This is a genomic window from Segatella copri (assembly GCF_015074785.1).
GTDB lineage: Bacteria > Bacteroidota > Bacteroidia > Bacteroidales > Bacteroidaceae > Prevotella.
The window spans coordinates 1,465,628-1,480,802 of sequence record NZ_CP042464.1 but is presented as its reverse complement, the minus strand read 5'-3'; the positions used below and the strand labels follow the sequence as shown (position 1 = coordinate 1,480,802).

Sequence of the window (15,175 nt, the reverse complement as noted above, 5' to 3'; positions counted from 1 at the left end):
TTACTTTTGGACAACTTTTTTATCGTTAAAAAATATTAAGTCGCTGATAATCAGGTAGAAACGAAAAAGTTTTGGAAAACTTTGACAAATTTCTGTTTCCCGAAACGTTTAAGTTGTTATCTATCAGCGTGTTGCGCATTTTGTGCGCTTGTGTGCGTTTTTCCCTTGTTGTCTGTGTGCCGTGGCAGGGGGGGGGGAAATGAAAATCGCCGCAACGCCCATGTATAGGGCATTGCGGCGATTCGGGGGTAATTATTTTGCTTGTCGCTTATAGTCGAGCGCAGCTCCGATGGCGGTGCAGAATTCCGAGTATTTCGGTATTCTGAACCTCACTCCGTAGAGTTTCTCCATGGCTGGGAACACCTCGCGGCATTGCGGCAGCAGGGTGAGGTTGCCGATGAGCACGAAATCCTTGATGCCCGATTCGAGCGATGAAAGGATGGTAGCCGAACCTATCGACTGCAGCACCATCCAGATGAGTCCCATGGCGATGTCTTCGCGCGAGGCGTTGGCCTTGGCGTTGCTGAAGAGCGATGCGGTGGCGTTCATCGGGAGTCCGGGCAGAGGCTTGGCGCTGATGTCGCCTATCAGCAGGTTAATCTTGCTCACGTCGCCGTCCTTGGCGAGGTTGATGATCTGCTTGATGTCGTCGGTCTTGAGCATGATGCGGCTCAGTCCTGCCAGGGTTCCGCCGCCTATGCCGATGCCTCCGATGTGCCTTATCTCGTTGTCATCGCATTTTACGAGCGATGTTCCGGTTCCCATGCTCACCACGATCATGCGGTCGAGCTTGCTCTCGTATCGGGCGCCCAGTCCGTCGGCCACGAACTCCTCGCTCTTCGAGGTAGGCAGTCCGTAGATGGGCTCGTCGATATAGGCTGAACCTACGCCTGTAAGCATCACCTGTTCTACATCGCTCAGCGCAATCTTGTTGTCGTGAAGATACTTGCCGAAGGCTCCGTAGAGCGAGGTGATAGGGTCGGTGGCCTTGATGCGGATAGGGCTTACCACCACGCCGCTTTCATCGATGCCCACAATCTTGGTCGTAGAGATGCCTACGTCGATTCCTATAACAATCTTTTTCATTCCTTTATATATATAATAATGTGTATTTTCTCAGATGATGCCCCTCTAGAGCACGCCCATCTTGCAGAAGGTGATGAGCACGGCGTAGCCCACTATCATGCTCAGGATGCCCACCGTGAGTCCTGCCTTCACCATGTCGGTCTGCTGGATGAGTCCGGTAGAGTAGGCGATGGCGTTAGGAGGGGTTGAGATAGGCAGCGACATGGCGCAGCTGGCCGATACCGCTACTCCGATGAGGATGGTAGAGGTGCCGCCGATGGTGTTGAGCTTGTCGCCCATGCCGGTGCATACCACCGTAAGGATAGGGATGAGCAGGGCGGCGGTGGCGGTGTTGGAGATGAAGTTACTCAGGATGAAGCATACCAGTCCGGATACGATCATGATGACCAGCGGATTGAATTCTGTAAACGGAATGCTCTTTACGGCTGCCTCGGCCAGACCGGTGCCGTTCATCGCCAATCCGAGGGCGAATCCGCCTGCCACCATCCAGATGACAGCCCAGTCAATCTCCTTCAGGTCCTTGGCTGTAACCACTCCCGTAAGGGCGAATACGGCGATAGGGAGCATGGCCACGGTGTTGGCGTTGATGCCCAGCTGCTTGCCGAATACCCAGAGCACGATGGTTGCGAGGAAGGTGACGGCCACTACCGTGGTGCGCCAGTTGTGCTGCATGTTGCCCTCGATGTTGAGCTCGATGGTCTTGGCAGAGAACGGGAACATCTTGCGGATGATGACCCATGCCATCAGGAGCATGATGAGCACCATAGGGGCCATGATGAGCATCCAGTCACCGAAGCTGAGACCCAGGTTGAGTCCTGCAGGGTCGTTCAATACCTTGAAGGCGAAGGCGTTAGGAGGGGTTCCGATAGGGGTTCCCATACCGCCCAGGTTGGCTCCGATAGGAATGGCCATGGTGAGCGCCACGCGACCCTTGCCCGAAGGTGGCAATGATTTGAACACCGGTGTGAGGAAGGTGAGCATCATGGCGGCGGTGGCTGTATTTGAGATGAACATCGAGAAGATGCCGGTGATGAGCATGAAACCCAGCAGCACGTTCTCAGAACGCTTGCCGAATGGCGCAATCAGGGCCTTCGCCATCATCACGTCGAGTCCGCTCTTGGTAGCGGCTATGGCGAGTACGAAACCGCCCAGGAAGAGGATGATGGTAGGGTCGGCGAAGCACGCCATCACACCCTGATAGTCGAGCAGCTTGCCCATCTCTGCCTCCGAGCCTTGCATAATCTTGAAGGCGGAGTCGCTGACGAAGAACAGCAGCACGAAGATGATCACTACGCTGGTAGCCCATGCCGGTATGGCCTCGGTGAGCCAAAGCATCACGGCCATGACGAAGATGGCGATGACGCGCTGCTGCACGATGGTGAGTCCATCGATGCCGAAGCTATCGATGGGCAGGTTCCAGACGATAACGGTAAGCAGAGCCGTTATGAGGAACAGCAATGCTTTCTTGCGATTAAAATCGCCATTCAATACTTTCTTTACAGTTTCTTGCATTATCTTTCTGTCTTAAGGATTATTTTCTTGCAAAAATACGTGTTTTTTTTGTATTTAGCAAGTTTTTTTGCAGAAATAGTGAAAAAAATGCCGAAAAATGTTGTTGTTTCAAGAAAAAATGCTATATTTGCAGTGGATTTACCGATAACGGCTATCGGTGATGCAGAAAACCTGGAGAACCCGGAAGGGTGATTCAGCGAATCTGATATGTCTAATAAATAAGGAGATAATGAAATGAACAAGTCTGTAGTATTTATCATCATCCTGCTCGTGATAGTTCTATCTATCATCGTATCGCAGTACTTCCACAAGCGCCACCATGAATATAAGATGGCGGACATCGAGAAGGCTATCCGCAAGGCTTATCCTAAGGGTATAGGCTCGATACGCAAGGAAGAACTGGTAACAGCTGTGAAGAAATACTTCCACTGTTCGGCGAAGGAGGCTCATTATATAATAGGTGTAGCCCGTCGCAAGAAGCTGGTTGATATCGCTGCAGAATATGTTACCATCATGTTTTGAAATAAGATAAAGAACATTATATACGTTTTAGCCGTGAGGCTAGGCTGTTGATTTAGTTTGAAAAAAAGTATTATTTATTTGAGGCACAAAGGATTGTTAACGACATGCTGATTCCTTGGGGAAATGTGTGGGTTAGCATGTTGTATTCGGGCGTCTGGTATGGTACATTGCGTAAACAATTTAACTGCCAGACAAAGTTTACCCTCCCTAGGACTTTTTAAGACCTGGGGAGGGTTTTACTTTTTCAGGCTCAGCACCTTTTATTCAAGTCCATCGCCGCCGGTTTCGCTTCCGGTTCCGCCAGTAGAATCGCCGCCCGATGGGGTGTCGCCTCCGGATGGATTATCGCCTCCGGATGGATTATCGCCTCCGGATGGGGTAGTAGGAGGCGTATCGGTAGAGGTAACCTGCTTCACCACCTTGCCGTTTCGGTCGTAGCAGGTGATGTTGACGGAAGTCTCTTCGAGTTCCTTCTTGATGTCGGTGTTAGGCACGAAGATGATGTATCGGCGGGTGATGAGGTTGGCGCTCACCTTGTTCACATCCTCTACGGCGGTAGAGTTAAGACCGAATCGGAGGCTGCCCAGTCCTGGCACAGCCACGCTGTGGCCCTCGGTGGCCCATGCAGCAATCACTTCGCCGATGGCCGACCATCCGGCGTTGATTACCGCCTTAGGCAATCCGCTGCGAACGGCAGCTTCTTCTATCACCTTCGTGGCGTTGAGCTGGCTGTAGAGTTCAGCCTGCATCACGAATGCCCACTTTTGCTTACCTTTTTCGAACGCTACGTTGCGCTCAATTGCTTTTACTTTAATACCCATAATTCAAATCGTTTTTTTAATGGTTAAACAAATCAGTTTACATGCAGCTGGTAACGCCGAGCGTAGTGCCTACGGCAGTAAGTACGGCGATAATCACCTGCAAGATAGTTTTCCAAACTTCCTTTTTCATTTTCTTTTTCCTTTCTTTTTTTTAATGGTTCAACAATCAGTTTTTTTTAGTGGTTAATTCAGCCTATCTTTGAACGACAATGCAAAGAAAGTGCAAACGAGAGCAAAGTCAAGCTTGCTTGAACTTTGCCGAGTGCAGCCTTTCTTCTAACACAGTGCAAAGATACAACATTTTTCTCTGAAAAACAATAGTTGTCCCGAATCACGTGCATCCTTGTCCCGAATCACGTGCATTCCTTCCTCATTAATCATGTATTTGCTTGACGCCACACGCCCTGTTTTACTCTAATTGAGCAAGCTTTGAGCGTATTTTTTAACGTTAATTATATTTAACGACCCTTGGGTCTTGCCTAATGAAGTTTGCGTCATAGTATTCACCTTTTTCCACGAGGGTGAATATGATCCTTAGCAACTTGTTTGCTATGGCATTTAGTACATAATGACGCGGCTTTTTATCTATTAAAGTACGTCTCTCGTAATACAGTTTAATCTCCTTGTTGTGCAATCTGGCGCTTTCTGCGCAGATGTACAACAAGGTCTTTGACCGTCTATTACCAATCTTGGATATATGTGCTCCCTTGTCCATTTTCCCCGATGATTTTTCGTATGGCGCAGTTCCTGCATAAGCAGCATATTGGCGCGCTGTAGTTATTTTTGTGAAATTCTCTGTTTTTACCAATAGTTCTACTGCGGTAATCAGCCCAACTCCATCGACACTTTTAACAAGCTCATAGTTGTGGCGAATGCTCTCATGTCCATTTATGACTTTCAACATTTCTTTTTCCGTCTCTGCAATTTCCGTGTCCAACATCTCTTTGATGCGGTCCATGCTTCGCTTGACGGTAAGACTTCTGATAGGACGACAATCCTCGCTCTTGTCGGCTGTTATTAGCTGCTTACGCTGTTCTACAAGCATTTCCCGGTGGCGTGCCAATTGACGAAGCTCATATAGAGCCTCTTCTGGAAACGTCTTGTATTTCAGCTTATCAGGATATCTCTCTCCAAAATCTCTGAGCAGTGCACAATCCAGGACATCCGTCTTGGCACGGTCAGGGGTAGCTCTGTATCTATGGATGACATATCCACCCACAAAGGCAATCTTCACATTGCTATCCATGCAGCACTTCAAGAGAGTATCACCATAAACTCCGGTATGCTCAGCAACCAATACAGCATCGCTTGGAAGGGTTTCTAAAAACCTTCCGATACTCTTAAAATTGTTCTTTACAACCTTATGTGAAGGGTGGTTTGATACTTTTTTTGATGTCAAGTCGAAAAAACTTACGTCAAATTTCTCTTTTGCCAAATCTATTCCGTATATTTGCATATTGAATAAAGTTTTTAATAAGAAGGGTGCTCCGTTCTGAGCGGCTACAACTATACTACGAGTCCTGTCTTGTTCTACACAAGCAGGCTAATTTACTCTCAAGCTTCTGCTCAGAAAATATCCAGTTCCCCAAACAGGGCTAAGCCTTTACTATGCTAGAAAGGGCACAGGGTTAACGCTGGATATGGAGTATTCTTCTTTTTTTATTGTACTTATCTAATTTTCTGCAAAGTTAACAAAAGTTTGCAGATATAAAGATTTTTACCTCTTTATTTTTCCAAGTGCAAATATAATAGAAAGGGCAGAAGCTCCTAGCCCAGGGCAACGCCCTGGGTTTTAAGGATGTAGCCAATACGCCCTGTTTTACTCTAATTGAGCAAGCTTTGAGCGTATTTTTTAACGTTAATTATATTTAACGACCCTTGGGTCTTGCCTAATGAAGTTTGCGTCATAGTATTCACCTTTTTCCACGAGGGTGAATATGATCCTTAGCAACTTGTTTGCTATGGCATTTAGTACATAATGACGCGGCTTTTTATCTATTAAAGTACGTCTCTCGTAATACAGTTTAATCTCCTTGTTGTGCAATCTGGCGCTTTCTGCGCAGATGTACAACAAGGTCTTTGACCGTCTATTACCAATCTTGGATATATGTGCTCCCTTGTCCATTTTCCCCGATGATTTTTCGTATGGCGCAGTTCCTGCATAAGCAGCATATTGGCGCGCTGTAGTTATTTTTGTGAAATTCTCTGTTTTTACCAATAGTTCTACTGCGGTAATCAGCCCAACTCCATCGACACTTTTAACAAGCTCATAGTTGTGGCGAATGCTCTCATGTCCATTTATGACTTTCAACATTTCTTTTTCCGTCTCTGCAATTTCCGTGTCCAACATCTCTTTGATGCGGTCCATGCTTCGCTTGACGGTAAGACTTCTGATAGGACGACAATCCTCGCTCTTGTCGGCTGTTATTAGCTGCTTACGCTGTTCTACAAGCATTTCCCGGTGGCGTGCCAATTGACGAAGCTCATATAGAGCCTCTTCTGGAAACGTCTTGTATTTCAGCTTATCAGGATATCTCTCTCCAAAATCTCTGAGCAGTGCACAATCCAGGACATCCGTCTTGGCACGGTCAGGGGTAGCTCTGTATCTATGGATGACATATCCACCCACAAAGGCAATCTTCACATTGCTATCCATGCAGCACTTCAAGAGAGTATCACCATAAACTCCGGTATGCTCAGCAACCAATACAGCATCGCTTGGAAGGGTTTCTAAAAACCTTCCGATACTCTTAAAATTGTTCTTTACAACCTTATGTGAAGGGTGGTTTGATACTTTTTTTGATGTCAAGTCGAAAAAACTTACGTCAAATTTCTCTTTTGCCAAATCTATTCCGTATATTTGCATATTGAATAAAGTTTTTAATAAGAAGGGTGCTCCGTTCTGAGCGGCTACAACTATACTACGAGTCCTGTCTTGTTCTACACAAGCAGGCTAATTTACTCTCAAGCTTCTGCTCAGAAAATATCCAGTTCCCCAAACAGGGCTAAGCCTTTACTATGCTAGAAAGGGCACAGGGTTAACGCTGGATATGGAGTATTCTTCTTTTTTTATTGTACTTATCTAATTTTCTGCAAAGTTAACAAAAGTTTGCAGATATAAAGATTTTTACCTCTTTATTTTTCCAAGTGCAAATATAATAGAAAGGGCAGAAGCTCCTAGCCCAGGGCAACGCCCTGGGTTTTAAGGATGTAGCCAATACGCCCTGTTTTACTCTAATTGAGCAAGCTTTGAGCGTATTTTTTAACGTTAATTATATTTAACGACCCTTGGGTCTTGCCTAATGAAGTTTGCGTCATAGTATTCACCTTTTTCCACGAGGGTGAATATGATCCTTAGCAACTTGTTTGCTATGGCATTTAGTACATAATGACGCGGCTTTTTATCTATTAAAGTACGTCTCTCGTAATACAGTTTAATCTCCTTGTTGTGCAATCTGGCGCTTTCTGCGCAGATGTACAACAAGGTCTTTGACCGTCTATTACCAATCTTGGATATATGTGCTCCCTTGTCCATTTTCCCCGATGATTTTTCGTATGGCGCAGTTCCTGCATAAGCAGCATATTGGCGCGCTGTAGTTATTTTTGTGAAATTCTCTGTTTTTACCAATAGTTCTACTGCGGTAATCAGCCCAACTCCATCGACACTTTTAACAAGCTCATAGTTGTGGCGAATGCTCTCATGTCCATTTATGACTTTCAACATTTCTTTTTCCGTCTCTGCAATTTCCGTGTCCAACATCTCTTTGATGCGGTCCATGCTTCGCTTGACGGTAAGACTTCTGATAGGACGACAATCCTCGCTCTTGTCGGCTGTTATTAGCTGCTTACGCTGTTCTACAAGCATTTCCCGGTGGCGTGCCAATTGACGAAGCTCATATAGAGCCTCTTCTGGAAACGTCTTGTATTTCAGCTTATCAGGATATCTCTCTCCAAAATCTCTGAGCAGTGCACAATCCAGGACATCCGTCTTGGCACGGTCAGGGGTAGCTCTGTATCTATGGATGACATATCCACCCACAAAGGCAATCTTCACATTGCTATCCATGCAGCACTTCAAGAGAGTATCACCATAAACTCCGGTATGCTCAGCAACCAATACAGCATCGCTTGGAAGGGTTTCTAAAAACCTTCCGATACTCTTAAAATTGTTCTTTACAACCTTATGTGAAGGGTGGTTTGATACTTTTTTTGATGTCAAGTCGAAAAAACTTACGTCAAATTTCTCTTTTGCCAAATCTATTCCGTATATTTGCATATTGAATAAAGTTTTTAATAAGAAGGGTGCTCCGTTCTGAGCGGCTACAACTATACTACGAGTCCTGTCTTGTTCTACACAAGCAGGCTAATTTACTCTCAAGCTTCTGCTCAGAAAATATCCAGTTCCCCAAACAGGGCTAAGCCTTTACTATGCTAGAAAGGGCACAGGGTTAACGCTGGATATGGAGTATTCTTCTTTTTTTATTGTACTTATCTAATTTTCTGCAAAGTTAACAAAAGTTTGCAGATATAAAGATTTTTACCTCTTTATTTTTCCAAGTGCAAATATAATAGAAAGGGCAGAAGCTCCTAGCCCAGGGCAACGCCCTGGGTTTTAAGGATGTAGCCAATACGCCCTGTTTTACTCTAATTGAGCAAGCTTTGAGCGTATTTTTTAACGTTAATTATATTTAACGACCCTTGGGTCTTGCCTAATGAAGTTTGCGTCATAGTATTCACCTTTTTCCACGAGGGTGAATATGATCCTTAGCAACTTGTTTGCTATGGCATTTAGTACATAATGACGCGGCTTTTTATCTATTAAAGTACGTCTCTCGTAATACAGTTTAATCTCCTTGTTGTGCAATCTGGCGCTTTCTGCGCAGATGTACAACAAGGTCTTTGACCGTCTATTACCAATCTTGGATATATGTGCTCCCTTGTCCATTTTCCCCGATGATTTTTCGTATGGCGCAGTTCCTGCATAAGCAGCATATTGGCGCGCTGTAGTTATTTTTGTGAAATTCTCTGTTTTTACCAATAGTTCTACTGCGGTAATCAGCCCAACTCCATCGACACTTTTAACAAGCTCATAGTTGTGGCGAATGCTCTCATGTCCATTTATGACTTTCAACATTTCTTTTTCCGTCTCTGCAATTTCCGTGTCCAACATCTCTTTGATGCGGTCCATGCTTCGCTTGACGGTAAGACTTCTGATAGGACGACAATCCTCGCTCTTGTCGGCTGTTATTAGCTGCTTACGCTGTTCTACAAGCATTTCCCGGTGGCGTGCCAATTGACGAAGCTCATATAGAGCCTCTTCTGGAAACGTCTTGTATTTCAGCTTATCAGGATATCTCTCTCCAAAATCTCTGAGCAGTGCACAATCCAGGACATCCGTCTTGGCACGGTCAGGGGTAGCTCTGTATCTATGGATGACATATCCACCCACAAAGGCAATCTTCACATTGCTATCCATGCAGCACTTCAAGAGAGTATCACCATAAACTCCGGTATGCTCAGCAACCAATACAGCATCGCTTGGAAGGGTTTCTAAAAACCTTCCGATACTCTTAAAATTGTTCTTTACAACCTTATGTGAAGGGTGGTTTGATACTTTTTTTGATGTCAAGTCGAAAAAACTTACGTCAAATTTCTCTTTTGCCAAATCTATTCCGTATATTTGCATATTGAATAAAGTTTTTAATAAGAAGGGTGCTCCGTTCTGAGCGGCTACAACTATACTACGAGTCCTGTCTTGTTCTACACAAGCAGGCTAATTTACTCTCAAGCTTCTGCTCAGAAAATATCCAGTTCCCCAAACAGGGCTAAGCCTTTACTATGCTAGAAAGGGCACAGGGTTAACGCTGGATATGGAGTATTCTTCTTTTTTTATTGTACTTATCTAATTTTCTGCAAAGTTAACAAAAGTTTGCAGATATAAAGATTTTTACCTCTTTATTTTTCCAAGTGCAAATATAATAGTAAGGGCAAAAGCTTTATATTTTTTGCTTGAGGTTTTAAAGCTTTTGCCCTTACAGGGCGCCGGGATTGCGTCAATAGCTACCCAGGGCGTTGCCCTGGGCTAGGAGCTTCTGCCCTTTCAGGGCGTGTCCCAACGTACCCCCAACTGCGTCCCGATGTACCGCCATCTACGTCCCGACGTATCGCCATCTACGTCCCGACGTATCGCCATCTACGTCCCGACGTATCGCCATCTGCGTCGGGACGTGGCTGGAGGTGCGTCGGGACGCAGTTTTGGGGGCATCGGGCGCACAGTAACTTGCTATGTGGGTTAGCTGGTGGATAGAAGGAAAGGCAAAAATGTGAATGTGAATGTGAATTTGAAATGTTTTTCAATGTTACCTGAAGGAGAAGCGTATAATCGTGTTTAAGCAATAGTAGCCATTATAATAGGTTCATATTATATATATAATAAGGTACGCGCGCGAAGACTGAATTTCATTCACAATATCCAATAAAAGGAATGGATGGAACAACCCGATACATTGATTTACATTTCAAATTCACATTCACTTTCACATTTTGTTTTGATGGTTTTATGAAAAAAAGACAATTTGATAAAAAATAATTTAGAATTTATTTGTTTATTCGGGGAAAAAGTATTACTTTTGTAGATGCTATGAAAAATAACTTTCATGGTATAACTTAAATCGCAAGCCAATGACTGGACGAATCAAAAACAGCACAGAAAAGACTTCTTTTGTTGTCTTCAAGTTTGATTTCTGCAAAAGCCGGAATCTTTCAAGTATCGAGGGTACTCTACCCTTGGATTTTCTCGAAATGTCATCGCCTGAAAAATATCAGGAATGTCAGACTGGTTTCGAGAAGGTAATGGACAGTTTGCTGAAAAGCAAGAAAATGACTTTGGTGGAATCACGGAAGTATGAGGAAGACGTTATTCACGACAACCGAATATTGGGATTTCGCGAAGGTGTGGCTGTGCTGGATGTATGCGCAGACAAGAAAGAATTTTATTGGAGTGATTTTAAGGAGAATGAAATTCACAACCAGCCTTTCTGCAAGGTGATTATTGATAATCGCCCCAACAAAGGATTCCTTTTTGTGGAAGAATCCAGAATCTTCGGCGGCAAAAGAGGGCAGGACAAGGTGGTGGCTCTTCTGCGTGATAATATCAACAGGGTGGCGAATCAATATGGCTGGAATATGGTGATTTCTGCCAAGTTGCCACCTGGTGATTTCTTTGATGCCGTGGCTGAGAGAATCAAGGCTGGCTGCAGACCAAAGGCTGTGGTGTTTTCTTTTCCTCGCCATCAGTCTCTCAGCGATGCGCCATATTCCTTAGTCCTGCAATTGCAGATGCAGCATTCATTCATGGAGTGTCTCAATGCCAGTAAGTATCAAGTACAATATGGTACAGATAAAGGTGAGCAGTTGCACTTGGACAAGGCAAACAGAGACATTGCCATGTTGGTGAACCTGTGCAGTAAAGAAGATTACGGCATCAAGGTATATTATTGGAAAGGTCCGTGCACCTCTTCCCGTTCGCTGAAACGAACCAAGGTGAAAATCTCCGATGCAGAGATTTCCGCCCTGGTTATAGGAGATGCTGTCTGTTGCGATTGTCATGGGAATTCTCAGTTTGCTTTGATCAATTCTCTTGATGTGATTCTTGATGATTTAAATGGTTACGACGATGAGGTTATTTAAGATGAAGACCAGACAGATGGTAGATAAATCTTTTTCGCAACACATGATTTATCAGGTTTTCAGAGCCATCACCCATGATATCTTCAATGATAAGACGTGGTTTCCTACGTCCAGATGTTCATGCGAGGATGTTTTTTATGAGGTATTCTGCATCGTAGACAAAATGATGTTTTCGCATACCGATACCGAGAGCCGCCTAGCCTTTGTGGAAGGAATAGGGCAATATGAGAAAAACTATGTTGACGAGGATGAGTATGCTACAGCTCAGGACGAGCGGCAGAGAATCGTATTTGTCATCCTGTATATGGCAGCTGTGATACTTCAGATGATGCCTTTGGAGTCGAAAGTGTTTCAATTTTGCTCAATGATTATGGGGCAATGGAGAGGCTACGTAACTCAGGAGTTTTCCCAGAGGTGCCTCGGAGCAGTCGTGAAGAACCATGAGGTGGTTGAGCGGCTGGCAGCCAATATCGGTTATTATGGCGAGGATGGTTTCTTCGTTTCATCTCAGATTAATGAACTGATGCGCCAGAACAATGATGAAGATTATCTGCACGGATTCGAGCCTGAACAGAAGAGGACATTGGAATTGGAAGTGACAGACGATGAGCATCAGGAAAACGGCGGACAGGAAAAAACGGAAGAAGATAATGAGAAGGAATGGGACGACTTGAGCCAGGGAGAAAGAGTAAAGCGAGCCTTGCAGAAGATGATAGACGAGAAGGCTATTCCTTTGAAGAAAGACTATGCCCTGATTATGGAGGCGCTCTCTGAAATCAAAGATTTTGAAGGCAAATTTGATAATGGCGCATCTTTCTGCAAGTATCTTACAGAGCAGTTGGGTCTGCCTTCCAATCTGACCAATGCCAGTGTCATCTCCAAGCGTTTCTCCAAGATGCGTGGCGAATTTCCCAACTGGAGTTTTGATGATGTAAGTGATCCTAACGCCCGGCAGAAACTCATCAATATCGCTAACCGTTTTGTCGCCATCTACCGTAAGGGGCAGTAGGAAACGGGGAAATGATTGCTTCTTGTGAGTGTTGGCAAGTTTTAGATAGAATGTTAAAAACGTTAAATAGAGCAAGTTTTAGGCATATTCTACGTTTAATATCAGAATAGGTTTAATAGACAAATTAGGATATGAAGTATTTAGTAAAAAAATCAGTCTTACTACTGTTGGTAGTCTTGGCTTTTTGTGCGTGTGACAACAGCAATGACAATGGTGAAGTTATTCCGCCAAATCCTCAGTCATCGAAATCTGTCGTCAATTATACTGGCGAAGTAGAGTTTGTGGTGAATGCGCCACAAATTCGTGAGGATATAGAGCAGGATTTGAAGGCAAACCCTCCTTTTGGAGGAAGCAAGAAATATCAGTTTATCATAAAAAGACACTCGACGCTTGCTGCTACATATATGCTATATGCGGTGAATCCTGAGGACGATAAGTCTGCTGACGGATATATACTGAGCATCGCTGGTAAAGTGGAGAGGAATGACAATTATAGATTGTTCCCTGCCGCATCTGGACTAGGTTGGTATAAGGAGAATATTGTGCCTGTCGACACAAAGGATGGCAAGCCTGTTGCAACATACGATGTATTTATACAGACTATTCCTACTTCTACGGTTGTTAGCAAGATGTATTTCTGCGAAGACCTTACGGAGAAATATCGCCAGAAGTTCCCTAATGAAGACATTCATGCTGTGGTTCGCCGTTTGGTTCTTTCTTATGTCAGTGGGGGTGATAATATAAAAGAATAGGAACATATCTGAACAGAAGATTTTTTAGAAATAATACAGTATCAGCACTTTTTGCTTCGTTTGCAAGCAGAAAGTGCTTTTTTTATGCCTTCAGATGAGCTGGAGGCTTAGCGGAAGGCTTAGTTGCCGGCGATGAGGCTTAGTAGGAGGCGAACCGGCAGGACGCCTATTGCCGGGGAGGCTTTTTTTCCTTACTTTTGCATTCAGAAATAATCAATGATTGGGATTATGGAAAAAGGAAAGAAAATACCTCCACAGGAAGCGTCTCAGACTAATCCAGTGGCAAAGCCTGAGGATACCAAGGGCGGAATCAATAACAAGGTATCATCTGGGTTGATAGGAAAAAAGCTGGCTGAACAGGCTGAAGAGAATGAAGAGATGCCCATGCATCACCTGATTGCCGATAAGGATTATCCGTCGGGCATCAGAGAATGGATGATCACTTCGCCTTCTGACCTCAAGTATCCTACGCTGGTGGTGGCTGCAGCCATGCTCAGCGTTTATCTTACACGTGTCAGAATACAGTATGTGTATGATAATCAGGGAGAAAAATCGGCCATCGTGTTGCAGGTCATCGTAGAGGGCGAGCAGTCGAGCGGAAAGTCGTTTGCCAGATACATCATGCGTACCCTGATGAAACCTTTCATCGAGCGCGACAGCGAAATGAGAGCCAAGGAGCAGGAGTATGCTGCCCTGAAGCGACGCCAGGGAAAGAAGGACGGCAAGCTGCCACCCGAACCGAAGACCGACATCACCATCCTGCCCGAAACCGTATCGCTCACCATGTTCATCAAGCGATGCGATGCAGCAGTCAAGCTCTATGGTGCTCCGAAGACGCTCTTCGAATTTGCCGATGAGATTTCTGCCATCGTGCATTCTGCCAAGCGCCAGTTTGCCGACCTCTCGCAGGTTATCAAGACGGCTTACGATCTGGGCAGCGTATATGGTCAGGATTTCATGAGCGAATCCAGCTATAGTGCCATGGTAGATGCCTTGCTGTCGTTCGTTTTCTGCGGCACTCAGAGTGCGGTGAGCAGATATATGAACAAGGCTGCCATTGAGGGCGGTGCTGTAACCCGAACCATCTTATGCCCGCTCATCAGTCATCTGGGCGACAATCCGCCACAGTTTCAGGCGTTGACCGATATGCAGCGTAATGAGCTGGAGAATACATTGGACAAACTCTTCGGGTTGTGCTATGAGGAAGATGGAAAATTCCATCAGGAGATAGAGGAAGATATGAGCTGGCTTTACAAGACGGTGGTAAAATGGTGTAACGACTGCCGCCAGCAGGTGGTGAAAACCATGTCCAAGTCGATGGATGTCTTCTACAAGCGCAGTTCGGTTTCAGCCTTCCGCATCGCTGCCCTCATGCAAGTGCTTTACAAAGTGGAAGGGAAGAAGAGCGAGAAGGAAATCCGGAAACTGGTTAGGCAGACCTATCTGGCTTGTGCCGACCGCATCTTGCAGAATATGTTGCAGCGGTGGGGCAAGGCTTTCGAGCAGATTTCTGCCGAGGGCGAAGGAGAGCCTTATCATACTGTAGACTATTTCAGCGAGTTGCCGCAGGAATTCTCTTATCAGTTCCTCGAGGAATTCCTGAAGCAGAAGGGGCTCAAGACGCCTGCCCGCAACATGGTATGCAACTGGCGCAGATGGGGATGGCTCGAAAAACCTAAAAAGGGCGAGGATAGAAAGGTGCTTAGAAAAACGCAGCAGAAAACTACCCATGCAGCTGATGATGATATTCCTGATAAATAGATATTCACGTATTAAAAAATCAA

The 15,175-nt window shown here is 45.1% G+C and carries 14 protein-coding genes; 6 read left to right on the top strand and 8 right to left on the bottom strand.

The features are described from left to right. Positions 1 to 252: 252 nt before the first annotated feature. Positions 253 to 1,086: a type II pantothenate kinase gene (coaW, locus tag FO447_RS06570; RefSeq protein ID WP_022121336.1), complete on the bottom strand. Its 834-nt coding sequence runs from the start codon at positions 1,084 to 1,086 to the stop codon at positions 253 to 255. 45 nt (positions 1,087 to 1,131) lie between these two features. Then, entirely contained in the window at positions 1,132 to 2,598 is a 1,467-nt protein-coding gene (locus tag FO447_RS06565; protein WP_118153107.1) for an SLC13 family permease, read from the bottom strand. 48 nt (positions 2,599 to 2,646) lie between these two features. Between FO447_RS06565 and FO447_RS06560 the strand changes: the two genes are divergently transcribed. Together FO447_RS06560 and FO447_RS06555 are read left to right on the top strand one after the other, a co-directional pair. Continuing rightward, complete coding sequence (locus tag FO447_RS06560) at positions 2,647 to 2,790, top strand: hypothetical protein (protein ID WP_181976490.1); 144 nt, start codon at positions 2,647 to 2,649, stop codon at positions 2,788 to 2,790. 42 nt (positions 2,791 to 2,832) lie between these two features. Then, on the top strand, positions 2,833 to 3,120 hold the full coding sequence (locus FO447_RS06555; protein ID WP_117695227.1) for a hypothetical protein: 288 nt from the start codon (positions 2,833 to 2,835) through the stop codon (positions 3,118 to 3,120). 260 nt (positions 3,121 to 3,380) lie between these two features. Here the strand turns inward: FO447_RS06555 and FO447_RS06550 are convergent, their stop codons facing one another. The 6 genes from FO447_RS06550 to FO447_RS06525 form a co-directional block, all read right to left on the bottom strand. Beyond that, a complete protein-coding gene (locus FO447_RS06550) occupies positions 3,381 to 3,941 on the bottom strand; it encodes a DNA-binding protein (protein ID WP_117586902.1) in 561 nt (186 codons plus the stop codon). Positions 3,942 to 3,978: 37 nt separating this feature from the next. Further along, positions 3,979 to 4,071, bottom strand: coding sequence for a smalltalk protein (locus tag FO447_RS06545; RefSeq protein ID WP_022121332.1), 93 nt, complete (start codon positions 4,069 to 4,071; stop codon positions 3,979 to 3,981). Positions 4,072 to 4,389: 318 nt separating this feature from the next. Further along, the gene (locus FO447_RS06540; RefSeq protein ID WP_200756378.1) at positions 4,390 to 5,397 is read right to left on the bottom strand and encodes an IS110 family transposase; all 1,008 of its coding nucleotides are present in this window, start codon (positions 5,395 to 5,397) and stop codon (positions 4,390 to 4,392) included. Between the two features lie 402 nt (positions 5,398 to 5,799). After that, the gene (locus tag FO447_RS06535) at positions 5,800 to 6,807 is read right to left on the bottom strand and encodes an IS110 family transposase (protein ID WP_200756378.1); all 1,008 of its coding nucleotides are present in this window, start codon (positions 6,805 to 6,807) and stop codon (positions 5,800 to 5,802) included. A 402-nt stretch (positions 6,808 to 7,209) separates the two neighbouring features. Further along, positions 7,210 to 8,217: an IS110 family transposase gene (locus tag FO447_RS06530; RefSeq protein WP_200756378.1), complete on the bottom strand. Its 1,008-nt coding sequence runs from the start codon at positions 8,215 to 8,217 to the stop codon at positions 7,210 to 7,212. A 402-nt stretch (positions 8,218 to 8,619) separates the two neighbouring features. Continuing rightward, positions 8,620 to 9,627 (bottom strand): IS110 family transposase, encoded by a 1,008-nt coding sequence (locus FO447_RS06525; RefSeq protein ID WP_200756378.1) that lies wholly within the window; start codon positions 9,625 to 9,627, stop codon positions 8,620 to 8,622. A 995-nt stretch (positions 9,628 to 10,622) separates the two neighbouring features. On the opposite strand from FO447_RS06525, the gene FO447_RS06520 reads away from it, so the two are divergent. The 4 genes from FO447_RS06520 (at position 10,623) to FO447_RS06505 (ending at position 15,152) form a co-directional block, all read left to right on the top strand. Next, complete coding sequence (locus FO447_RS06520; protein ID WP_200758171.1) at positions 10,623 to 11,630, top strand: hypothetical protein; 1,008 nt, start codon at positions 10,623 to 10,625, stop codon at positions 11,628 to 11,630. Next, on the top strand, positions 11,617 to 12,639 hold the full coding sequence (locus FO447_RS06515) for a hypothetical protein (RefSeq protein ID WP_200758169.1): 1,023 nt from the start codon (positions 11,617 to 11,619) through the stop codon (positions 12,637 to 12,639). The genes FO447_RS06520 and FO447_RS06515 overlap by 14 nt, the downstream gene beginning before the upstream one ends. A 131-nt stretch (positions 12,640 to 12,770) precedes the next feature. Then, positions 12,771 to 13,391 (top strand): hypothetical protein, encoded by a 621-nt coding sequence (locus FO447_RS06510; protein ID WP_200758167.1) that lies wholly within the window; start codon positions 12,771 to 12,773, stop codon positions 13,389 to 13,391. Between the two features lie 228 nt (positions 13,392 to 13,619). Further along, on the top strand, positions 13,620 to 15,152 hold the full coding sequence (locus FO447_RS06505; protein WP_200758165.1) for a hypothetical protein: 1,533 nt from the start codon (positions 13,620 to 13,622) through the stop codon (positions 15,150 to 15,152). The last annotated feature ends 23 nt before the right edge of the window (positions 15,153 to 15,175 follow it).